Source organism: Pedobacter hiemivivus (genome assembly GCF_005144565.1).
Classification (GTDB): Bacteria; Bacteroidota; Bacteroidia; order Sphingobacteriales; family Sphingobacteriaceae; genus Pedobacter; species Pedobacter hiemivivus.
This window is the reverse complement of the sequence record NZ_SWDX01000006.1, coordinates 216,686-239,017: the sequence shown is the minus strand read 5'-3', so window position 1 is coordinate 239,017 and position 22,332 is coordinate 216,686. Positions and strand designations below refer to the sequence as shown.

Genomic DNA, 22,332 nt, shown 5'->3' with positions numbered 1-22,332 from the left:
TGTCGCCTGCTTCATAAAGGGTATCGGCATAGCCTAGTCATAACGATGAATGGATTTAGATGTTATGCTTATTTTTGTATATTATAAAACAGAAAACCGATTATGTTGACATTAAATTTTTCCGAATTTCCTAAATTGACTACTCAGCGGGCGCTACTGAGAGGTATTTGTGCTCAGGATCTTGAATCTATCCATCGATTGCGCTGCGACGAGGCTGTAAACATTATGGTTGGGCGGGAAACCCCCACTAATTTATCACAAAGCCGGGAGTTTATTGCAAAAATAGAGAACCTGGTTGAAAGGAAGGAAAGCTTGTACTGGGTGATTGCCTTGAAAGAGGAAAATAGTTTGATTGGTACTATTTGTTGCTGGAATTTTGATGTTCAAAATGAAATTGTGGAGATCGGTTATGAAATGCTTCCTGAATTTAGGGGAAGGGGGCTGATGAAAGAGGCTTTGAAAAAGGTTATTGAATATACATTCGATGGATTAAACGCAAAGTTGATTACTGCATTTCCGTCAGGTGTCAATGACCGTTCTGTCGGCCTGTTGGAAGCGCTTGGTTTTCAATTAGAGGATAAATCTTATAATAACAAGCATACTAATGTAACTGATATGGTTACCTATACATTAAAAAATCGAGTGGAAGGTTAGAAGAGAAGTAATTTATGGCTACACAAAGCGCAGGTTTATTGTTGTATCGGTTTACGGAAAAGAAACTTGAGGTGTTACTGGTTCACCCTGGAGGTCCGTTTTTTCGAAATAAGGATAAGGGTTGGTGGACGGTGCCTAAGGGGGAGGTGATGGCTAATGAGCAGGCTTTTGATACAGCTTTAAGGGAGTTTAAGGAGGAGACTGGTTATTTGGCTGAAGGGGAATTTAAGGCTTTGAAATCTGTGGTGCAAAAGGGTGGAAAAGTTGTGCATTGCTGGGCGGTTCTTGGTGATCTGGATGCTTCTCAGATTGCTTCTAATACTTTTTCAATTGAATGGCCGCCTAAATCGGGAAAAATGACTGATTTTCCAGAGGTGGATCAGGCTAGATGGTTTTCTTTGGCTGAGGCTGGGATTTATATAAATGAGCGCCAGCAATCCTTTTTAGCTGACTTAGAAAATGTGATTAAGCCCTAACTTAGGAGCAAAACCAAAATGCCGCCAACCTTCTTTGTATAGAAAAGGGCTGAGGCCTGAGTGTATTGTATCTGAGGATATTTTTTTTATTGGAATGAAATCCTAAGCTTTAACAAAATAACCAAATTGATTGTCCTGAGTGAAATTCAATGGGAATTCAGGCCTGATTATTACTAGCCAAAAGTTCAATTAAGCGTAAAAAAAGTAAACCTATAAGTTGATAAATGAAAATTATTTCTATATTTACAGTCTGTAAAGAAACGTTATACGCTGTAAGGTTTGATGATTGTGAAGACGATGAATTTGCAAGGGTTTTTGATCAGTGGAATGATGTTGAATATTTATATGATTTTTTTCAGGAGCATATAAAAGATTTGCAAAGTGGCTTCTACACTGAGGAGATTGGCAATATGTCTATCGATGAGGTGGTTCAGCTAACCTTGGATGAAGCTGAAGATCTCGAGGAGAGACTTGTGTACGCCGCAGGCCGGATTAAAAAAGGGGATAGTTTACAGGGTTATTTTAAGCCTTTAAGCAACGAGGATTATAAGTTAACTCCACTTCAGAAAAATAAGGCGATTGGATTGAACAGGAAAAGTTGGCTAAGGGTTTATGCAATCAGAATATCTGCAACTTGTTATGTGATTACTGGAGGAGCAATAAAATTGACACCAACAATGAATGATCGTCCTCATTTATTAAAGGAGCTTCGTAAGCTAGAAATAACCAAAAACTATCTAAAAGAGCTAGGAATATTGGATGAAGACGATTTTGAACTATTAGAATTATAAAAATGGTGGTAGAAAATTTAATAGACAAACTTGAAACTATAGTTTCAGAGGAAAAGTCGGGTTGGCCGGAAAAGGCGAAGTATAGAGCAGACAATCGCGATTGGTTGAAAAAATCTCAAGCAATCGCGATAAAAGTTAATGGTTTAATTCGTGATAAGGGGATAAGTCAAAAGGAGCTTGCACAGTTGTTAAAAGTTTCGCCTCAACAAGTAAGCAAGATTCTTAAGGGCCAAGAGAATCTGACGCTAGAGACAATTAGTAAGTTAGAAAATGCGCTTGAAACAACTTTGATTGCGATTGCAAAAAATACCCACAGTGTAGGTTAGAGACTCAGTTTATTTCCCAAATCGAGTGATCAAGCCTACCTTATAGAGGATTTTGACGTGTTTCAAATGCGCAAACACTTCCAGGTTGAATTTCATAAGGTGGCAATTCAGGAAGAAATACTCTGGAAGAAAACATGCCTTCTGTAGTAACTCTGTCTCCTTTTACACGGATCCAGCTACCTTCTCTTAAACCCAATACAGGTACCTTATTGAAGACATGAAACTCTTTAATCCGAGTTTCTCTGGTCTCCCCATTATGCTTTGAATTGGGGGCAGGATCCAGGTAATGTGCATTTATATTAAAAGGAATAAGCTCTAGTGTATTAAAACTTGGCGGATATACGATCGGCATGTCATTTGTGTTCTGCATATTTAAGCCTCCTATATTACTTCCAGCACTGGTACCTAAATAAGGAACCCCATTTTCAACCACCTCTTTTAAAACATTCATTAGTTGCTGACTTTTCAATGCATGTGCTGGATCTTCAAAACGGTGTAGTCCCTTTGGCAATACCTTTTTATTGGTAAAACAATTGCACGAACTGTTCAGTTTGTTCATATTTTCGGTCACGCTATTATACTTGGAGTCGCTGGACATAGATTGTGCCAGTTTTATGTCATCTCGCTATTTTTTATTTTGTTTAGAGAAATTTTAGGTTATTTGATGCCAGAGAAGCAGTTTTCGTGAATGAAAAAAAATATGGTAATTTTTTGGTATGGGTTTCCTGTTCTATTGGTATGGGGTTTGAAATAAGATGATTACCTATTCAAAAACAATTTAAAATCATCTATCTATGGAAAACTCAAAATTGAATTATCAGATCTGCACGCATCAGTCTTGCCTGGAAAAATTTGCTTTTAATTTTACTAAAGATGTAGAGAACGCCAATGATTTGGTTCAGGATACGCTGATTAAGGCAATTCGTTATCATCATCTCTACAAAGCGGGGACTAATTTACGCGGTTGGTTGTTTACGATTATGAGAAATACCTTTATCAATGATTATCGCCGAAACGGGAGAAAGAATGCGTTGATTCAAACTTCTGAGGATTTGAATTCTGTTCAGCTGAAGCAAAGTGCCGTTACCAATTATAGTGAAGGTAAATTTGTGATGGAGGATATTAATAAAGCAATGGCTCGCTTACAGCCTGAATATTCCGGGCCTTTTTTAAGGTATTTTGAAGGATATAAGTACCATGAAATTGCTGATGAATTGAACATTCCGATTGGTACGGTTAAAACGCGTATTCATATGGCCCGACAATTCCTTAAAAACGAGCTTAAAATGTATAATAAGCGGCTCGAAATGATGCATTAAGCTGCTTTTGGATGCCCGGAAATTCCGGGCTTTTTGCTTTCTGTTGCATATGCGAAATTGCCCGGAATGGATGTAAAATCATAACGATATGGAACACACACGGATTACATGGAAAGGGATCTGGAAGGTTATTAAAGAAACCTTTATAGGATTTAGCGATCATAAAGTAACCAAGCTGAGCGGCTCGCTCGCTTATTACACAGTGTTTTCGATGGCGCCACTGTTGGTGGTGATTATCTCATTATGTGGCATATTTCTGGGACAGGAAGCCGCACAGGGAGAGATTTATAGACAGCTGGCAGGTTTTATGGGTAAGCAGACTGCCATGCAATTACAGGAGATTGTTTCAAAAGCAGCTATTGGCGACAAGGATAAGTCTGCTTTCATCATCGGTCTTGTGACTTTGCTTGTTGGCGCTACAACGGTTTTCGCTGATATTCAGGAATCGATCAATACCATATGGGGACTTAAGCCTAAGCCGAAACGGGGCTGGTTAAAAATGTTGCAGAACCGGGTCCTTTCTTTTTCTGTAATCGTTAGTTTGGGTTTCATATTATTGGTTTCTTTGGGTATAACTGCTGTGCTGGATGGTTTTAGCAGCCGTCTTCAGGCCAGGTATGCTGATGTGTCTGTTGTATTGTTTTATATCCTGAATCAATTGCTTACCCTGGTTGTCATAACGCTTATTTTTGGAGTAATTTTTAAAGTATTGCCAGATGCGCGCATTAAGTGGAAGGATGTGTTGTCGGGAGCAGTGGTTACTGCAATTTTGTTCATGCTGGGGAAATTTGCGATTTCGATTTATATTGGTAAGAGTGATGTGGGGAGTACTTATGGAGCAACGGGATCATTGGTTATTTTGTTGTTGTGGACTTATTATTCTTCTATTATTCTGTATTTGGGTGCTGAATTTACCAAAGCGTATGCGGTTGCCTATGGTTCAGAGATTCGTCCGGCTCAATATGCGGTGACTACTAAAGAAATTGAGGTGGAAACTGGGAATGCCTCTGTGCAAGATAATGCTTCGTCCTGATTTTGTTCAATCCAAGTATCTCTTCCATGATCTTCTGTTTAGTTGTTTTCTAAACATATCTCACTATTTTCTGTTAATAGTAATGTTACTCATTTTTATCCATTTGGTTAATAGGCCTGAAATCGATTTTGGTCAATGTGCTAAGTTAAATATTCACCTAAATTATTATAAAAATGGAAACTGATGAAGAATACAATGGGCTGGGAGCTGCTCATGTACCTGCTCAGCAAACCGGATCGGAAATGAATGCAGTGGAGAAGATTGAACTGGCTTCTGAAGGCGAAGCGGTTCATTTTTTTAAAACGGTAAAGGATCGTCTTTTGGATGTAAACCGATGGACAGAAATTGCCGGCGGGGCGATGTCGGACTTTTTTCTGACTGATGAACATGGGAATTTGGTGCAACGAAAGGCCACAGGTGGGGACCACATCCGGATTGACATTCCCGGCCCCGGTACGCAAACGGGTGGTGGGTACGATTGGGTGACTATTGAAGAAATTAAACTGGAAGTGCTGTATGATACAGAGGTATTGAGCATGACAGCCAGACCATCTGCAAATCCTTTGACCGCAAGTGAAGATACCGCCCATTTTTTAACCAAGGCAGCTACTTCTACTTTTCAGGTGAAGCGCATTGGCAATACGATTTATGCTGAAGAGCACGGACGGAACGAGGTGCCCAATACCGATACGGAGCATACCCTGGATAATATCCGCAATACTTTTGTGGGCTGGGGTGCTAAAGTCGGGTTCTCTTATCCGCAGTGGAAGGCTTTGGTTAAAGGTTTGCTGAATCATGATCATCTTTATCCGTCTGCTTAAATTAGTTCGGTAATGATATGCTAAATTGAAGTTAATTTTCGACGATTTAAAATACAGACCTATGAAAATATACTGGAAAAATTTGGTGCCTGTTTGCGCATTAATTGTGCTTCAGGCATGTAGCAACCCGGACAGAAATGGTCGTGATGCAGCGGCAAGTCAGATCACGGATACTATTAGTGACACCACGCGCAGGGCACAAACTGTTACCGCTGATGTGGACTTAAATGGTGATGGTAAAGTCTTTGCGCTGAGCGCGGCGACTGGGGGAATGATGGAAGTAGAAGCCGCAGGTATAGCGGTTAATCGAAGTAAAGATCCTTCAGTTAAAGCATTTGCTACGCGGTTGTTGAATGATCACAGTAAAGCTAATGAAGAACTGAAACGCATCGTCGAAGAAAAAGGGCTTCAGGTGGCGCAGCGTTTGCCTGCTACACTTGCAGGTCACCTGGCTAAATTGAATACGCTTTCTGATCGGGCATTTGATGTGCAATATCTTCAGATGATGATCAACGATCACCATAATGCCCTGCAATTGTTTACCGATGGTTCACGATTAGCGGATACCCAGTTGAAGGCTTTTGCCGTTAAAACACTGCCACTTATTGAACAGCACTATCAGAAGGCTTTGGAAATAGGAAAGCGTTTGAATATCACTAATGCGAATAATGGTGATGATGTACTAGGCACCAGTCCTGCTAAGGTTGAAAAAAAATAGTTATGATTCCTGCCAGCTGGCATAAAGGTGTAGTTCCATTATTCTTCTTTAGTCACTGTCCAGCTGATGCAGGCAACCACGATCGCCAGGATAAAGAACCAAAAAGTATGGGTTTCCATAATTTCTTTTGGACGTTAAACTAGATGAATTTTTAGGTTTAACATCTCTTATAAAAAAATGTTTGGATTTTGCTGAAATTTGACAATTGTTTCTGGAATATCATTTTACCTGTTCAGACATGAATTCGGAACGTACTGTTGAGGAAACTGTAGATTTTGTGATTGATGAAGAGTCTGCTGAAGTGACTTTTACTTTTATAGATCTGACTACACGCGCTACTGCTGATGAGTTTTAGGCAGAAGTATCTACGATTACCACCATTATCATAGCAATACCTTAGCTAAAGGTGGAGGAGCTGTTGCTATTGTGAGTCGTAAATGATTAAATAGTCCATGTTTTGTAATGATAAATCCATTGTTCCGTAGTTAAGAAAAAGACAACTTTAAAAACCAAATATTTCAAATGACAAATGAAATTGAAACCTTCAATAGCAATTAGATTATCGGTATCTCTTTTATATCTGCCCTTGGCGGCTATCTTTTTGGATTTGATTTTGCAGTTATAAGCCATAAATCCATTATAAATACACAAATACAAATAATATGAATCTAAACAGAAACAAATTTCTTTTCTTCGCCTATTGCCTTGCCCTTCTGATGACAGTTATAGGTGCTTGTAAAACAATAAATAGTGGCGGCCATTCAAAAGCAAAACATCCTGAAGAAAAATTAGGATGGAAATTGGGCACACAGGCTTATACCTTTAACCGGTATACTTTTTTTGATGCTGTAGCAAAAGCAGATAGTTGCAATTTAAGCTACATTGAAGCTTATCCTGGACAAGAACTTGGTGGCGATATACCAGGTAGGATGGACTATAATATGGATCCGGATAAAAGAGTGAAGATATTGAACTTGCTGAAAGCCCGTAATGTAAAAATGGTTGGCTTCGGGGTAGTTGGTGCTGACAGTGAAGCGGATTGGATTAAGATATTTGAGTTTAGTAAGGCAATGGGAGTAGAGACAATTACTTCTGAACCCAATGAGAAAGACCTGCAATTGTTAGCTGATCTTTGTGATAAATACGATATTAATCTAGCTATTCATAACCACCCTAATCCTTCACATTACTGGAATCCTGATATTGTATTGAATGCGATAAAAGGTAAAAGCAACCGTTTAGGCTTATGTGCGGATATTGGTCATTGGCTGCGTTCCGGCCTTGATCCTGTGGAAAGCTTACAAAAAGCCAATGGACATGTGCTTCACCTGCACATGAAAGATTTGAATGCTAAAAGCGAAAATGCACACGATGTGCATTGGGGTAAAGGTGTAGCAAATATGGATGCCATCATTAAAGAGTTAAAAAAACAAAGGTTTAAAGGGGTGATATCAGCAGAGTACGAGTATAATTGGGATCGCAACAGGGCTGATGTAGCACAGAGTGTAACCAATTTCCGCGAATCTTTTATGAAGCCATAATCAGTTGATGTATGTTATTGAAATTTAATTTTAAGCTATTTTCGCTCCTATTGCTAAGTATGCTATGTTTACTGTTGAATGTACATGCGCAGAACGATCCCAGTCGGGAATTAAATAGATTTACAAAGATTGTTCTTGCTCAAAAACTTCAGGAACCAATGCAATTCCAGGTGCTGAAAAACGGAAAAGTGTTGTATGCGGAACGTAAAGGTAGGTTAAAGGTATATAATCCTGCGACAAAGCAACTCAGCGTGATTGCCGAGATTCCCGTGAGTACAGAATATGTTAGTAAAAGCGGGGAAAGATCAGAAGGGGAAGATGGTCTGCAGGGTGTGATACTTGATCCTAATTTTGAGAAAAACCATTGGATCTATTTGTATTATTCAGCAAAGGGAAACGAATCTGTGAATAGTTTGGTGCGGTATACCTGGACAGGAGGTCAACTGAACCTCGCATCTGCGAAGGTACTCCTGAAGGTACCTGTCCAACGAGAAGAATGTTGCCATGTGGGCGGTGGAATGTTGTTTGATCAGGACAATAATTTATTGTTGAGCACGGGAGACAATACCTTTTCCAGGTCTTCAGATGGGTTTGCGCCTATTGACGAGCGTAAAGGTGAAAGCCCTCGTGACGCCCAAAAGTCTTCTTCTAATACAAATGATTTGAGAGGTAAAATTTTACGTATCCATCCTGAAGCCGATGGCACCTATACGATTCCTGAAGGGAATTTGTTCCCGAAAGGTACCCCTAAAACGCGGCCGGAAATTTATACGATGGGTAACAGGAATCCATGGAGGATGAGCCTGGATAGTAAAACAAATTGGTTGTATTGGGGAGAGGTTGGGCCCGATGGTTCAAATGCCTCAGATTTAAGAGGACCGGTTTCTTATGATGAATTTAACCTGGCAAAAAAGGCAGGGAATTATGGTTGGCCTTATTTTATTGGTAATGAGGCTTACCGTTATTATGATTTTGCGACAAAAAAGTCAGGTGACTGGTATGATCCCTTTCGTCCTGTGAATAATTCGCCAAACAATACAGGATTAACTGTATTACCCCCAACACAACCTTCGTTAATCTGGTATCCTTATACTTCCAGTGAGAAATTTCCATTGATGGGAAGTGGTGGCAGAAGCGCAGTAGGGGGGCCTATATTCCGTCAGACAGACTTTAGCCGTACTGGGAAGGTTTTTCCAGCCTATTATGAGGGTAAATGGTTTATTACAGATTGGGTTAGAGGTTGGATACTGATCGTGACCATGGATGATGAAGGCAATTACAAATCTATGGAGCGTTTTATGCCCGATCTAACCTTAAGAGGACCAATAGATATGAAATTCGGGCCTGATGGAAGTTTGTATGTTTTGGAATATGGAAATGGCTATTTTAAAGATAACCCTGAAGCACAATTGATTAAGATTGAATACAATAGCGGCAATCGTAAGCCAATTGTCCAGGCTACCGCAGATAAAACCGCAGGCGCTTTGCCTTTAGTTATAAAATTGTCTTCCAAAGGAACAAAGGATTATGATGGGGATTCCTTAAAATATGAATGGCGCATCACTAAAAATAATGTGCTCAATTCTGTGCACCGCGGTGCGAATCCTGAGCTTCGACTTACAGCACCAGGCATCTATAAAGCCACCCTTACGGTGACCGATCCTGGGGGAGCAAGAAACAGTAAAACAGTAGAAATATCAGCAGGTAATGCGCCTCCAGTGGTGCAGTTTAATTTTACAAAGGGTAATTCCAGCTTCTATTTCCCAGGAAATACCATCAATTACGCTGTAAATGTCACAGATAAAGAAGATGGAAGTTTGGCAGATAAAAGAATTTTACCCGCTCAGGTGTCGGTGGCAATTAATTACCTGTCTGAAGGTTATGATATGACCACCATCGCACAGAGCCAGAAAACTTTTGATGCAACGGCTCAATTTGCAGCTGGCAAGGCCATAATCAAAAAAAGTACCTGTAACTCTTGTCACGATCTTACCGCGAAATCTCTAGGTCCGTCATTTACCCAGGTAGCGCTAAAATACAAAACAGATAAAAATGCAAAACCCAGGTTGGTGAAAAAAATTATCAACGGTGGTTCGGGAGTTTGGGGCGATGCCATGATGCCTGGCCATTCCACATTATCAAATAATGATGCAAATGCGATTGTAAGTTATGTACTTAGTTTAAGTAACAAACAAGCAGCTCCAAAAACTTTGCCGGTAAAGGGTAGTTATACGACCAATGTTCCAGCAGACCAAACTAATAAAGGTAGCTTCATTTTTAGGGCAGCTTATAAAGATAGAGGTGCTAAGTTTGCTGCAGCTCAGTTTACAGAGCATATGGTGTTACTGCGCTATCCTAGTCTTTTAGTTAATGATGCAGATCGAACTAATGGATTTGGGTTTAATGAGGACAGATCTATCGCTACTGTCCAAAGCAAAGGTGCCTATCTTCAATTTAACAATATTGATTTAACTGATATTGAAAAAATTGAAATTGTTGGGGATAGAACAGCACCTGATCATGTTGAGATTCGAATCGGTGCTGCTGATGGAAAAATCATCTCTCAAGCAAATGGGATCCGGGATAAGCGTAATGTTGTAGAAATTATACCAGTTAAAGGCAGGTTTGATGTTTACTTGGTATTTAAGGAGACAGCCTTAGATGTACGGACAATAAATGTGAAAAATCGTTAGCACCTATTGCGGAATTAACAAAAAAGCGATCAAGGATTTCTTGGTCGCTTTTTTTTGGATTTAAAACGTCAACAAGTTTAGTCTTAATCTCTTTGTGAATTATGACCTGGGTTTTGAAGATTCGCCAGACATTGCCGAAAGCCAACAATGATCCTTCAAGTATATTTCAGGATACCGCTGCTGCAGTTCTGAGCAATTACAATGTGCGACCAGCTTTACCTTCTACTAATAAGGTTAGCCCGCCAAAAGATCTCGGCATTTATATTCCAGATGGACATATTTCAAAAACTTGTCCCGGATGGGCGCTGCACTTCTTTATCCAATTAAAGTCTAATATTGATGAAGAGTCTGCTGAAGTGATTTTTACTTTTATAGATCTGACTACACGCTCTACAGCTGATGAGTTTTAGGTAGAAGTACGCTATCAATTAAACATCAATTTTAAATATCTCAGTGCTTGCGGAAACTAATTTCTTATCTGATTCAAAATTAAATCTGATCCTTATCGTATAGCAACCCATAGGGGCCATTCCAAAACTGGGGTAATAATTATCTGAGAAAAATCGTAGCTCCGCTCGGCCATTTGTATTAAATGTTAATTGCTTATCAACGGGATAAATTTTCGTTCCGATTTTATGGTTGAGGACAATATCATACCAAGCTAAGTTATTAATGAACCCACCGCCGCTGTATTCTTCGAAATTTATGGTTTCAACTGTAATGGATTGAAGTATATAAACTTTGTTTGATTTACCTATAAAATCAAAATATAATCTTGGAGCTAATGAGGTCGTTGAACTCGAGAGATAAGGATCATGCTTTTTTGTGTAATCTGAATAGAGTTTTTGAATTTTTGATTCATCCGGTTTGGTGGTCATAAATTTCTCCCAAAGGATATGGTGCCGTTCTGCAATTGGTTGAAATATATCGTTATAATCCCCACTTGGCGCAATAAAACGGTACAACTTCTCATTTTTTTTTCTTGGAGGATGAATAGCACTATTCTGACCTTTTGTCGCCGTTTTCTCTTCAAATAATAATTTACTTCCCTGCAATCCCCATTTTAGGGTAAGCTCTGATCTTTGGGCTTGAGCAATCTGCGCCCAAAACAATATTAATAAAAGTATTCTAAGGCAATAATTCATATTCGGCTTCGATTGGTAAAGAAATGCGAGTGAGTTCGTTTTCATTCCACAAGGGCAGGATAGAAACAGATGGGATTGAATTGATATGATTATCACCCAGTTTTTGATAGAAAAAATGACGATTTCCAATTTTTATCCTAAATGGAGTAATATCTCCGGGCTCAATAACACCGATGCGTATTTTCTCGTCATATTTATCGCTTTGAAAAAGTTCTACTTTTCCTTCTGATATAAATTCAACATTTCGGTAAAATGTTAAAATATAAGCAAGGTAACTGAAGACCCCTATCAATAAAATATTCGCCGGGATAACAAATAGGTACGAATCCAATAGTTTAGAATACCCCTTTCTAATTTTTTCCACTAGTTTTTCCTTAGAACCATGCTTTAAAGTGAGCACAACTAAAATTCCGGCCCACAGTGACGTTGTGGTGATCATAATTTTAGTAAGTCTTCTGATAATTTGATCTTGTTCATTTGAATTGCTTATCAGCAATACATATGCAATAACTACTAAGCCCATAAGCGTCCAATGAACATTTTTAGCAAGTGGTTTAAAGTTATTTATCATTTCCGGTAAAATTGAGAAGGTAGATTTAAATATTTCATATTTTGTTAACAACCATATTGATGGCTCCTGTCATATTACATGCGCCAGTTTTAGCAATGATGTTTTTTCGATGGCTTTTTATGGTTTCAATAGCTACAAATAGATGATTGGCGATTTCTTTTGTAGTATATCCAAATCTTACAAGTTCAAGTACTTGTTTTTCTCGCTCTGTGAGGCTAGTTTGATTCTCTGTAAATTCCTGTTCATAGCAAAGGGTGTAAGTGCCTGAATCAGAGAGTTGGTGGATGGTTAGATTGATGTTGTTGTTATATTTAAATCCAGTAATATCTGTACTGTTAGCGGATTCTATCGTGGGTTTTCCATCTTTTGTAAATTCAATAAAAGTACTTTGCCTTAAAATATGCACATAAGCATTGTTTGCCGTTTTTACTCTTAGGTTATAGCTAAATCTTAAGTTGGGCCGTTGTGATGGGGGGATGCTGTAATAGTATTTGAAGATGGCACAATGTAGCGACTTAAGTTTCAGCATATCTTCAGCATGAATAATACTAAGTGTAAAATTAAACCCTTTCTCTAAAAATGCCTCACTGTTATAACCTAAAATATTCTTAACAGAATCACTCATAAAGACGTATTGCATCGAAGACCAGTTGAAAATACACGAATAACCGTAGTTGACGATATTATCTAAGTTCTCGGAATCGAGATTTGGTTGAGGCAATTTGCTAGCGTCAACTTTTAACCTATCAGGATTACCTGCTAACTGACAAAGTTGGCTTGTTGTTAATTGATGAGATGCATTCATTATTAATTACTTAGATAATTAAATGTAACAAAATGTTTGTGTTTGGTCAAGGCTTTTAATCAGTCTTTTAGCATCTTTTAACTTGGGATATGTATTATTCTAATTTTTCACCCCAGGGGGCGGCTTCAATCCTAATGGTCCCATCGATAACTCCCTGTTTTAACGGTAAAGTATACCTGTTGTTCTCATCGGTTACCAGATCATTCCATCCAATTTCAGAAAACCAGCGATAGGCTGCTTTGTAATTTCCATCTTTCCCTGTATCAACTTTTACTTCCATGCTATCTGCGTATATTTGCCTTGATGGATATTTGTAGTCCCAGATAAAACCAGGTTCGATACGATATTCCAATATGTTAAATTTGAGTATAAAATAGGAATAGCCGTCGTCTCCGAGTTGAAGTGAGGAATTTAAGAAGCCTGTGTGCAGGTGTATGTCATGTGGGATATCGTCACGATTAAAACGTATGGCATTTTCACAGGGATCCTGCTCACGCCGATGTAGGTAGACTCCAGTGCCGCGTATAGATAAGGAAAATTCGAAATCATAAAAATACTCTAAGTTTTCAATTACTGGGTCAGTGAATTTAATGTCCCCTAATGATATTCTTACCATGAGGTTTCCAAATAAAAAGCGCTGGATATTTTCATACGTTTCGTAACTGTTTACTATCCCTCTATAGCCAGAATGTGCGCGGTGTACGTTGGCGTAATAAGCTACTTTTTTCTCATCATACCCTTTATCTTTTTCAGGTGCGGGACCTGCCACGATGTAAGCCGCATCCTGTTTTACCAGACCATCACTAAAACCACCGGTTGCATAACGAACCTTGCCGTACGAGTTATAGTCACTGCCAATTATACACAGACAGCGTTCTATAGGGAAGCCGCTATTTCCAAGGCTGTTAACGTCAAACTCTGTGGTTTGAGGTAGCTTCAGATAGTCGCGCATTCTTTTTTCATGAAATATACCTGCATCAAAAGGATTGAGTAGTGAAACAATACTTTTTTCTATAAAATCGGGTATATTTCCCATATCAATTCCTTTATGTGGCGTACCTATGGTGACTAATTTGTGGATCAAATCAAGTGGATTGTCTAACAAATTACCAAGTATAGAATCAGGATATTTTTCTCTTAACTGCGCTCCTGTAGATTGAAGGATATTTTGGATCAATGTACGACAAACTAGTCCACCCATGGAATGGGCAATGAGAATAACCTTGTATTCGGTTTCAATGTTAGTTACATTATGTTCCTTTAACCTTTTCGGTATATCTACCAGTATCATTTTTGCCAGATCTTCTGCATGTGCTTCAATTTCCCTTACTTTGCCTTTAATGTAATCCACATCATAAAATCTGCATACCCAAATGCTTCGTGATGGGGCGCCATGAAAATCTCGGAGGCCATAGTTTACAGAATCTGCATATCCATAGTCTTTTATTTTCATAAAGCGGATCATTTGGCCTTCAAAAATATCCGCTACTTCATAACCATTTGCTTTTGTGGCTTGTCTTTTTTCAACTGAGCTAGCTGAAAATCCATAGTAGGCATCATTGAAAGTTTCTTCTCTTTCATCAGATGTCATAGCATAACCACGAACGTAAATAATGGGATAATAGGGAGCTATGATTTGGCGTTTTTTTTCTTCTTCAGTCATTTGTTTAAGATTAATCGTTGTGCAGATATTTATCGCAAAAAAAGGGCAGGAGCTCTAGTGATTGATTATGTTTTAGGTATATTAATAGTTTGGGTGATTTTATTTAGCTTGAAACCAACTACGATCCCGGCTTTTGTGAGTGGCGAATATGAGGCACCGAAACCAAACCTACTCTGCTGCGGAAAGTAAATTAAGGAGGCTTTCCAACTGATATTGTAAGCCTCCTGATTGTCAAAATAACCTAAACCCGCCAATAATATCATTGATCTGTGCTGAACACCAGCAGAAAGAAATGCGCCGGTATTACGAAGTTTAAAAGAATCGAAGGAGGTTATGATTTCGGCTAATGCTGCAAAGGCATTTGGGGCCGATTTGTTTTTGGGGTTAAAGACTTGCAGGTAACTTAAACCGTAAACATTTTGATCATAGCCATGTAGATTTATGCTGTTTCTAATTGTGGTATCTCGCTTGTAAAGGAAATATTTAATGGAGTCCTGATTTGTTACTACGGTATTTGTAATGATTTTTTTTACTTGGTTCGATTGATTAACGACAGTATCCCGAATCAATTTTTTCACTTGGATAGATTGATTAACTACGGTATCCCGAATGATGGCTTTCAGCTCATTAGATTTATCATCTACCGTTTTTTTAAGCGAATCTTTGACCAGGGTGTCTACTCTTTTAATTGCCCTAAAGAGCGTGTGGTCATTTGACACGAATAATTGATCTTCAGATCTGTCAATTAAACTTTTGAAATTATGCCAGTGTTCTTTTAATCTCTCGTAATCTGCATAATTTTTTGGTTTTATGTTTTCGTAGATACTTAAACGGTCTTTAAGTTGGTTCCAATTTTTAACAATAATATTCCATTGCCGTATGTTAATTTCAGATGGCTTTTTATTTTTTGTAATTAATCTTATGTGACCATTAATTGAGTTAATGTTTTTTTGAACGGTATTTGAATTCTTAAAATTATCGAAGGAGCTATTTTGAATATTTTCATAACTTTTCTTGCAATCCTGGCTAAAACAGCTTATTGCACATATCATCGCTATAGTAGTAGTCCATATATTTTTCATCATTGCTGTTGTTTTGGGGATGTAGGGAAATCTTCCAGGAATTTCTTTCTATCGCTAGGATTATCTATAGCCTTTTTTCCAAGCTCCCTTATATGATTTACTACTTCCTCGTGAAGTAGTTTTAAGGAATCTGGATCAATAATCACCTTAATAATAGTAACTGCAGTATCTGGAGGAATGGGTTTGTGTTTGGCATTTCCATTTCTTTCTATCACATTTTTATCCGTCTTTATGAGTTCCTTTATGCCTATGTTTAAAAAGGGTTTTTCAAAGCTGATATTTTCTTCAGTAAAGGTTTTAAAAAATGGAATGATTAGCAGTACGATCAGGTAACTATAATCTTTTAGTGTATTGGCATTGTGTTGAATAGTGTTTTTTAATGCAGCAGATCTGGCGAGTCTGTCTTGTTTCCTGTAATGATATAATAGCGAAAACAGGATGAACAAAGTGAAGAAGAGCCAGACCAAGCCCTTGAACTGCAATTTTAACATATAAGGCAGCCACTCTTTTTTAAACTCCTTTTCCTTTTCTGAGATTTGGCTATTCCAGAAAAAAGAAATGCCATTTACATAGTCCGTATGAAACTTCATTTTTTTCTGCAAATATTCAATAGCAGCGGTGTCCAGGTAGGGTTTCTGAAATCTGCGGATCAAGGTATCAGCTTGTGCATTGAAAATACTTTGAACCTGCTTTAGCTTATCTATATTGCTCGAATCGACAGATTGTTTTGAAATGATATCCCTTGCCTTTGTATAATTTGACTTTATCAAAGTATCCATTCTTAGTAGGTCCTGATCAAGATTGACCCTATGCTTGTTTAGGGTGTTTATCTTTTTCTGTACTGGATATGGATAGTTTGCTACTTCCATATTGTTCTTTTCTGACCTCTTCTCCAAGCCTTTTATAACAGAATCTAGTTTTCCGTTGTATACTTTATCAGTCTTATACTTTCCTAAGATAGTACAGGGACTGTAATCTTTTTTTTCAGAATTCGGGTCTTGAATATTATCCTTTGGTAAATTATTATGGGAGTTTATAAGGAATGAAGTAATTAGAATAAGTAATAACGAGACGGTTATGAGATACTCTTTATCTTCCTCCTGACATCGTTTCCTTCTAATGATCTGATATGCAGTTATCGAAAAAAATATGACTGTGATCAAACTGATTAGAATAAGACCGACAAAAATAGGGAGAATGGTAAAAGCAAGATAAATAAACCCAAAGAGTAGAAAAGACATGAGTATGGTTACCAATAGAAAGCGGGGCTTAAATGGCCTTTCAGTTTTTAAGATTCTTTTCTTGATGAAATTTCTGTTTTGAATGATAAACAAGCAAACTAAAAATACGGGAACAATAAAGTAGAGAACAATAAACAAAATATAAGCCCACCATAAACCAATCCCCAAGAGTGTCGATGTTTCATTGATAAATGATTGGACGAATGTCAGGAAGCTAACAATTGCAGTAATAAATCCGATTAGTTTAGGTTGAAGATCTCCTAAAATGCTAAGGTTGTATTTTTTTTCTTCTGCCATGAGGATCGCGTTATTTGTCTATATTGATTTCTTGTTTTTTGATTTGTTTACCAGATTGAAGAAGGGGATATCAACAGCTAAAAACGCATTCCAGCGCCATTGGGGGTTATTGAAAACCGTTTTGCCTGACGACTCTATTTTAGATAGGCCAGGGCCATACTGCGCTCCAAAACCAAGTGATAATGGTATGTTTCCAAAGAAACCATAAACCACGTAAGCTCCGGGGGATATAATTTGTCCCAATTTAATTTTATAGTTCTTCGTAATTTCTTCCTGTGTAGCACCACTTGAATTGGTTACGGAGTCTTTTTTAAGCTGATAATCTACTATTGCTCCGAGATCAAAGAGGACAGCGAACAAGCTTAATGATCCGCAATTTTTACCAGGTCCTTTGTTAAAACCTCGACTTACGGATATACCGATAGGCGCAAATACCCCAAATTTGTCTGTCCAGGCGTTTCCATTTCCAGTACTACTTTTTACAGGGTTTGAAAAGCCGTAAGCCCCTAGGTATGATTGAACAGAAACGTTAAAATCGGTATTCTTTTTAATTGAGGAGCTCCCGACAGGTAGTATAGCATTGTCAAGAATGTCTCTTATTTCCTCTGGCTTATCTGTACTGGCGATGTTTGCCATAAATAGCCCGTATTTAGTTAATTTAGGCAGTACATCAGTCAATAATTTTAATGATTTTTTATGAGTTGTATCACCGGCCTCTTTGATCATTATACTTACCCCTTCAAGGATATCCATGCTATTTGACAAGGCCTGAGTAAATTCTTTTTTATAGAGGTGTCTGTACAGGTCATTTGATTTTCGCGCAATTAATGTGTATTGTGCTATATCTAAATCCTGGTCAAACAAACCGGCAATAGAAAAGCCGTAATCTACAATGTCAAGGGAGGCGTTGATATAGCTATAATAGTCTTCAGTTTTAAGTGCTATTTTCTCATCTTTTTTGTATTTTAAGGTGTCAGTCAACTTGTCTACTGTTTCTGAAAGCTCGATAAACTTGGTTAATTTATTCTCAAAAAGAAATAGGTTATCTTTTTGTTTTCCCATCAATACTGCAAATGAAATGGACTCTGTTTTTAAGGGCTTGGCTGTGCTTTTACACCATGTGATATTATCTATTACAACCAGTTGATAAACAAGACCAAGATATATTCTAAACGTTATTGTGTCTTTTACTAATTCTCTTATTTGTTTGATTGAGATCCAGGCTTTTACATCTTTTTCTTTTTTTACCGGATCTGGCATATACCTAAGACTATTTGAGAAAATGGCAGCGAGCTTTACTGAGCTTTTGAAATTATTAAAACCAATGGAAGAACTAGCAATTTTCCATTCTTCGAAGGCGGCAAATTTCGTTATGATTTCAGCGGCATGAGATTCGCCCGATTCTAATTCGTGGATTAATCGTATAGACCTTATGGTTATTTTAATTTCCGGGAATTTCTTGAGCAGTTCATTGTATCTCGGCAATTCCAGCACATCATCAAGATTATAGGTGATTTTATTTAAGTCGGCATAAAAGCCAGTGCGTAATGCAGGAAGCATTTCTGGATATTTATAAGCAAGCAAATTTTTTAAATTATCCGTTGTTTTTGGGAATAGGACCTTGAATTCAGGATTGTCCTCTGCAAATTTTTTAAACCTGTTAAAGAAAGTTACAGTTAGTTCTTGCTTGGCACGGTCTATCATTAACATGGCTACTCCATTTGCAATGGTTGTAACATCTACTCCTGCAACAGAACCAATGATGGAACTTAGGTTAAGGGTGGCTTTCTTAGCATCTTTATCTGATAACCCTTTTCCTTCACTTGTAAAAGGAGTTAAAAATGGGTTTATTGTGCCACTGTAATTATACAGTTTAAAAATACTAACTAAAGTGTCCATTTCTAAGCTATCAGCGGGGGCAAATATTTTATCGTCTGAAATATATTTTCTGAGTTTTAATGCATCATAATAGGGATGTTGAGCAAATGTTACATTAAATAGAAGTAGTGCGAGTAACGTAAAGATTATTCTCATAATGTTATTTTTTCATTTTTTATGGCGTAGTATTGAAACTGTTCCTTTTGCTTTAGCACTGCATGATCTTTTAATAGCTCCCTAAAAACTGCATAATTACTTTCAGCGTTATTGGCCTTCATCAATGCAGCTAAGCCTGCAATAAAGGGTGTAGCCATGCTGGTTCCACTTTTTTGTCCATAAGAATCATTTGGCAGGGTAGAGGTTATCAATTCACCAGGAAAGCAAATGTCTATTTTTGAATTTCTTACAGTCAGATCAGAAAGTTCCAGGCTGTTGTTTAGTGAACCTACTGCTATACATTCGTCAAACATAGCGGGATATTTTGCTGTACGATCCTCGTGAGTTACGTTTCCTATTGCGGCAACAATAATTACCCCTTTTTCTGCGTAAGCTTTAATCTTATCATGTAGTTCTTTATCATATTGATTAACGCCGGCTGATATTGAAATCACATCCGATTGATCTCCAACTTTATCCAAGGCTCTTATCATGCCCTTTACTGTCATCCCGGTAAAAGAGCCGGATGAAGTATTCATTATTTTACAAACATTAAGTTTCGCTCCTTTGGCAACTCCGCTTATTTTGTTTTTAGCTGTACCAATTATTATACCCGAGCAATGTGTTCCATGTCCATCTGCGTCTTTTGTTGGCTGGTTTTGACTTACTGCATTAAATTTTAAATTAACAGTGTCCTTTAAATCAAGATGCATCTCGTCTATACCCGTATCTAGTATTGAAATGCTGACATTTGAAAGCTTTTGCTGAAATTGTTGTTGAAGTAGATCTAAACCAAACCTTTTTAACCAAAAATTAGGCTCAACTGTGATTTTGCTATCATTATCTGCCCCGCTCCAAACATACCCACCTTCTTCCAACCTATACCATAAGTCATTTCCCTTATAGTTCTCTCCAATAACTGTTTCAGCTACATTAATAATATCTCCAGGAGAGAAGTATATATCCCTTGGATTGTTGTAAGGATGAATTTCTGCTAATTCTGTTCGCAGATTTACATAAGTATTGATCCTTACTTTCATTTTAGGCCTCACGTTTTAAAGGTGAAATACCGGAGGAATTATCAGGGCTATTTGTATCCTCTTTGTTTGATGCCCGTAATCTCATTAGTTTATTTAACAGGTCGAACCAAAATGGAGCACCGAGTGATATGGCTATTGCTGTGATCAGGAATCCAAAGAAATGGTTGTATAGGAGGACAAAGAAATAGCCCCACTTTTGGCATTGACTAAAACTTATTGGCCCATCTTCTGCCTTAGTTTGCTCTTCGGATAATGCCGAAGGGTCAATATTAGGTTTGTATGATCTGATTCCTGTTGTTGAATCTGTGGTTACCTTAATCTCTGTAGGTGGCCATCCTCCAGCGCCTAAAATGGTATGGGTTTTGGCAATGTCTGCATCCAATTGCTTTTTTACCTGAACTAGAGAATCAAGTGATTTATTATTTGCTCCCTTATCAATAGCGCCTGCAGGAGGAGCGTCTATACCATTTTTATGGTTTTGCGTATAGGCTATAGCCAAACTTACCATTTGTGCTCTGGCTTCCTTATCGTTAGAAAGCTTGTCGATGATGACCAGGGTATCAACATTAAAAAACCAGGCTAAAGAAAAGCCAAGCAGCAAGAGGATGAATTGTATCTTTCTTTTGTACCACTCGGTAGCCTGTTCCATGGTTCTGTCGAACCATTGCTCCAGCTGAAGCTTGAATTTCACTATATCACCATAAGATTCTTTCCATAAGCTATTTACATATTTTGCTGTTTCCATATCAAATACGTTTTTAGCATTATCTTCCGATGAAAAGCTGTTCAGTGTATTGGTAATTTGTTCCTTGTTTTCGGCACCATTACTAAGTATAAATACTATGGTTTTAGAAAAGCTAATGGCTTTAAAGCTCGAAGGGTTTTTAAAAATACCAGAACTGCCAAGATATTTTATTTCAGGATGATCATAGAATTGTTTTATACGCGGATTGTCAGGATTCTTTAGGACCATGAAGCTATCTTGGAATCTCGATAAAGGACCGGGCTCCTCTTTTTCATCATTTAGCATTCTATCTATAGCTTCTTTGAGATTTCTTGCGCGAATTCCAAGGTTTGTGGAAATTATTTCAGCAATAACTGTCGCGAACAAACTATACAATAAATAGATAAAAACAAGACCTATAATTACATCCAGAGCAGCGTTATTAAACATAATTTTTGATTAAATTATCCCTCAATTACGCTTCTAATGTAGCTACTATGTGAATATCAAAAAATCCCCCAAAAGGGTGAATATTCTACTAGTTCAGCATTTTAACCTCTACGAGATATCCCTCTTTAGAGTGATATTACAAATCTAGCCCATAATCGCTAAATATATTGGGTATTTTAGTATATATACTTTGACAATACAACATGAACCAGGAAATTATTGGTGCAGCTTTTAAGAATACTTTAGATTCGTTAGATACTTTTCTTAAGTGGTTTTTGTCTATTGCTGTAGTGATCTGGTGGGCGGGGTTAATTGAAACAGATACGATAGATGTGCTTGAACTGAAAATACCAAAAAGCAACGCCTTTCCTGTTATAGGCATTATTTTCGTTTTGTTTAATGTTGTTTTTTTACTTAAACTGAAGCGTTTGCATTTTTTACTTCAGGAGACGAATGTAGAAAAGAGAGAGGATATAGTCTGCACATTGTTCACACACGAATGGGTATTAAATCCCTTTGGTATGTTCCATGACAGGAGGAGCGTAAGCTGGCTCCATAATTGTCACCGATCACTGATTGTTATTGTCTGGTGGTTGTGCAATGCGAGCCTAATCAACCTTTACTATTCTTTTCAGGCTTCACAAATCCAACTCATCATCTGCTATGCTGGTATTCTGGGTGCATTTTTATTAATAGGCTTAATGTCACTTTCTGAAATCATTTCAATAGCGGACACTTTATACCAGTTCTCCGGCGATGTTAATAGTAGGCGTATCAAAGAAAGACTCAAATCGCTGCATGATATTATAAAACCTGTGATGATTATAGGCGTCATTGCCGGTCTTATCATTACGCTCCTTATGCTCAAAACTACCCTTAAATTATGAAAGAGCTATTGCTGTTCGGCG

22 protein-coding genes are annotated in these 22,332 nt (G+C 37.8%); 12 read left to right on the top strand and 10 right to left on the bottom strand.

Annotated features, from left to right (window positions below; all coding sequences use genetic code 11):
* Positions 1–102 precede the first annotated feature (102 nt).
* The 4 genes from FBD94_RS16920 (at position 103) to FBD94_RS16905 (ending at position 2,247) form a co-directional block, all read left to right on the top strand.
* A complete protein-coding gene (locus tag FBD94_RS16920; protein WP_131608635.1) occupies positions 103–654 on the top strand; it encodes a GNAT family N-acetyltransferase in 552 nt (183 codons plus the stop codon).
* Between the two features lie 14 nt (positions 655–668).
* Positions 669–1,130 carry an NUDIX domain-containing protein gene (locus FBD94_RS16915; RefSeq protein WP_136881082.1) on the top strand — a complete coding sequence of 154 codons (462 nt, stop codon included), beginning with the start codon at positions 669–671 and terminating at the stop codon, positions 1,128–1,130.
* Positions 1,131–1,354: 224 nt separating this feature from the next.
* Entirely contained in the window at positions 1,355–1,921 is a 567-nt protein-coding gene (locus FBD94_RS16910) for a hypothetical protein (protein WP_131608633.1), read from the top strand.
* Between the two features lie 2 nt (positions 1,922–1,923).
* Positions 1,924–2,247: a helix-turn-helix domain-containing protein gene (locus tag FBD94_RS16905; RefSeq protein ID WP_136881081.1), complete on the top strand. Its 324-nt coding sequence runs from the start codon at positions 1,924–1,926 to the stop codon at positions 2,245–2,247.
* 40 nt (positions 2,248–2,287) lie between these two features.
* Here the strand turns inward: FBD94_RS16905 and pepE are convergent, their stop codons facing one another.
* Complete coding sequence (pepE, locus tag FBD94_RS16900) at positions 2,288–2,845, bottom strand: dipeptidase PepE (protein WP_136881080.1); 558 nt, start codon at positions 2,843–2,845, stop codon at positions 2,288–2,290.
* Positions 2,846–3,041: 196 nt separating this feature from the next.
* Between pepE and FBD94_RS16895 the strand changes: the two genes are divergently transcribed.
* From FBD94_RS16895 to FBD94_RS16865, 7 genes are all read left to right on the top strand, one after another.
* On the top strand, positions 3,042–3,566 hold the full coding sequence (locus FBD94_RS16895; protein ID WP_131608630.1) for an RNA polymerase sigma factor: 525 nt from the start codon (positions 3,042–3,044) through the stop codon (positions 3,564–3,566).
* Positions 3,567–3,654: 88 nt separating this feature from the next.
* Positions 3,655–4,599 (top strand): YihY/virulence factor BrkB family protein, encoded by a 945-nt coding sequence (locus tag FBD94_RS16890; protein WP_131608629.1) that lies wholly within the window; start codon positions 3,655–3,657, stop codon positions 4,597–4,599.
* Positions 4,600–4,772: 173 nt separating this feature from the next.
* Complete coding sequence (locus tag FBD94_RS16885; protein ID WP_136881079.1) at positions 4,773–5,420, top strand: hypothetical protein; 648 nt, start codon at positions 4,773–4,775, stop codon at positions 5,418–5,420.
* Between the two features lie 61 nt (positions 5,421–5,481).
* A complete protein-coding gene (locus FBD94_RS16880) occupies positions 5,482–6,138 on the top strand; it encodes a DUF4142 domain-containing protein (RefSeq protein ID WP_136881078.1) in 657 nt (218 codons plus the stop codon).
* Between the two features lie 662 nt (positions 6,139–6,800).
* Positions 6,801–7,679: a sugar phosphate isomerase/epimerase family protein gene (locus FBD94_RS16875; protein WP_136881077.1), complete on the top strand. Its 879-nt coding sequence runs from the start codon at positions 6,801–6,803 to the stop codon at positions 7,677–7,679.
* A gap of 11 nt (positions 7,680–7,690) precedes the next feature.
* Positions 7,691–10,372 carry a PQQ-dependent sugar dehydrogenase gene (locus tag FBD94_RS16870; RefSeq protein WP_136881076.1) on the top strand — a complete coding sequence of 894 codons (2,682 nt, stop codon included), beginning with the start codon at positions 7,691–7,693 and terminating at the stop codon, positions 10,370–10,372.
* A 101-nt stretch (positions 10,373–10,473) separates the two neighbouring features.
* Positions 10,474–10,782, top strand: a complete 309-nt coding sequence (locus FBD94_RS16865) for a hypothetical protein (protein WP_136881075.1) — start codon at positions 10,474–10,476, stop codon at positions 10,780–10,782.
* An 18-nt stretch (positions 10,783–10,800) separates the two neighbouring features.
* On the opposite strand, the gene FBD94_RS16860 is transcribed toward FBD94_RS16865, so the two are convergent.
* The 9 genes from FBD94_RS16860 to FBD94_RS16820 form a co-directional block, all read right to left on the bottom strand.
* Positions 10,801–11,517 (bottom strand): hypothetical protein, encoded by a 717-nt coding sequence (locus FBD94_RS16860; protein ID WP_136881074.1) that lies wholly within the window; start codon positions 11,515–11,517, stop codon positions 10,801–10,803.
* Complete coding sequence (locus FBD94_RS16855; RefSeq protein WP_136881073.1) at positions 11,501–12,088, bottom strand: hypothetical protein; 588 nt, start codon at positions 12,086–12,088, stop codon at positions 11,501–11,503. The genes FBD94_RS16860 and FBD94_RS16855 overlap by 17 nt, the downstream gene beginning before the upstream one ends.
* 34 nt (positions 12,089–12,122) lie before the next feature.
* Positions 12,123–12,893: a LuxR C-terminal-related transcriptional regulator gene (locus FBD94_RS16850; protein WP_136881072.1), complete on the bottom strand. Its 771-nt coding sequence runs from the start codon at positions 12,891–12,893 to the stop codon at positions 12,123–12,125.
* Between the two features lie 94 nt (positions 12,894–12,987).
* Positions 12,988–14,556 (bottom strand): lipase family protein, encoded by a 1,569-nt coding sequence (locus FBD94_RS16845; protein ID WP_136881071.1) that lies wholly within the window; start codon positions 14,554–14,556, stop codon positions 12,988–12,990.
* A 65-nt stretch (positions 14,557–14,621) separates the two neighbouring features.
* On the bottom strand, positions 14,622–15,641 hold the full coding sequence (locus tag FBD94_RS16840; protein WP_136881070.1) for a hypothetical protein: 1,020 nt from the start codon (positions 15,639–15,641) through the stop codon (positions 14,622–14,624).
* Positions 15,638–17,176, bottom strand: a complete 1,539-nt coding sequence (locus FBD94_RS16835) for an MFS transporter (protein WP_136881069.1) — start codon at positions 17,174–17,176, stop codon at positions 15,638–15,640. The genes FBD94_RS16840 and FBD94_RS16835 overlap by 4 nt, the downstream gene beginning before the upstream one ends.
* An 18-nt stretch (positions 17,177–17,194) precedes the next feature.
* A complete protein-coding gene (locus tag FBD94_RS16830) occupies positions 17,195–19,210 on the bottom strand; it encodes a hypothetical protein (protein WP_136881068.1) in 2,016 nt (671 codons plus the stop codon).
* Positions 19,207–20,250: a S8 family peptidase gene (locus FBD94_RS16825; protein WP_136881067.1), complete on the bottom strand. Its 1,044-nt coding sequence runs from the start codon at positions 20,248–20,250 to the stop codon at positions 19,207–19,209. The genes FBD94_RS16830 and FBD94_RS16825 overlap by 4 nt, the downstream gene beginning before the upstream one ends.
* A gap of 1 nt (position 20,251) precedes the next feature.
* Entirely contained in the window at positions 20,252–21,424 is a 1,173-nt protein-coding gene (locus tag FBD94_RS16820; RefSeq protein ID WP_136881066.1) for a hypothetical protein, read from the bottom strand.
* A 203-nt stretch (positions 21,425–21,627) separates the two neighbouring features.
* On the opposite strand from FBD94_RS16820, the gene FBD94_RS16815 reads away from it, so the two are divergent.
* Positions 21,628–22,311 carry a hypothetical protein gene (locus FBD94_RS16815; RefSeq protein WP_136881065.1) on the top strand — a complete coding sequence of 228 codons (684 nt, stop codon included), beginning with the start codon at positions 21,628–21,630 and terminating at the stop codon, positions 22,309–22,311.
* Positions 22,312–22,332 lie beyond the last annotated feature (21 nt).